This is a genomic window from Vibrio sp. OPT46 (assembly GCF_015163535.1).
Lineage (GTDB): Bacteria > Pseudomonadota > Gammaproteobacteria > Enterobacterales > Vibrionaceae > Vibrio > Vibrio alginolyticus.
Genome location: NZ_JADDYG010000898.1, coordinates 108,663 through 109,464 on the forward strand (window position 1 = coordinate 108,663; position 802 = coordinate 109,464).

At 48.1% G+C, this 802-nt stretch carries 1 protein-coding gene and 1 pseudogene; both read right to left on the minus strand.

The window, feature by feature from the left end:
* Positions 1 to 533 (minus strand): serine dehydratase beta chain (locus IQR33_RS35105; RefSeq protein WP_322631818.1); only part of this gene is annotated, 533 nt, incomplete at its 3' end.
* Between the two features lie 11 nt (positions 534 to 544).
* Positions 545 to 802 (minus strand): annotated as a pseudogene (locus IQR33_RS31905) (sodium:solute symporter); the annotation flags it as partial.

An 802-nucleotide genomic window follows, 5' to 3' on the forward strand; every position in this document is an offset into this window, starting at 1 on the left:
GCCAACATTTCGTCCGCACTGGAGAATGGGAACTCAACTTCTACGGGCGCAGTCGCGCTGCCATTTTGCAGTTCATCCGCCGTTGCGATGAAACCGCCACCGATAGAGTAGTAAGTTTCAAACCCAACCTGATTGCCATGCGCATCTAACGCAGTAATCGTCATGCCATTCTCATGCAGAGGAAGGTTCTCTTCATGGAACAACATGTCCGTTTTGTAGTTGAATTCGATTTCATGACGGCCATCGACAGACATCATGCCCTCTTCAATCGCCTTGCGCATCGCTTTGTTCGCAGAAGCGATTTTGATGGTATCTGGTTTGTTACCCAACAGACCCAAAATGGTCGCACGGTCTGTATGGTGACCAATCCCCGTTAACGAAAGTGAGCCGTATAAATCGACTTGAATACGAACCACTTTTGCCAAGTTCGATTCAATCAAACGAGTGAAGTGGTAACCCGCGATCATTGGACCATTGGTGTGAGAGCTAGAAGGGCCCACACCAATCTTGTAAATATCAAAGATGGACAGCATAAACTTACCTATTACGACAATGCAGCATAAAGCCAATCAGGGAGAACCATACAAGCAGCGATGGTCGCCACAGCGAACACCAACAGCCCGTAATGGCTTGCGGTTGGCTTTGCAAAAAGATGTTTTTGATTATTGATAAAGATTTGTTGCTCGGCAGTCACAGCGCCCCAACGACGGCTCACTAACACACCAAACAAAAGGAAGACGAACGTACCAATTGGCGCGAACCACGGCCAAGCCACGTCGAGATACATCGCAGTAAACACTGC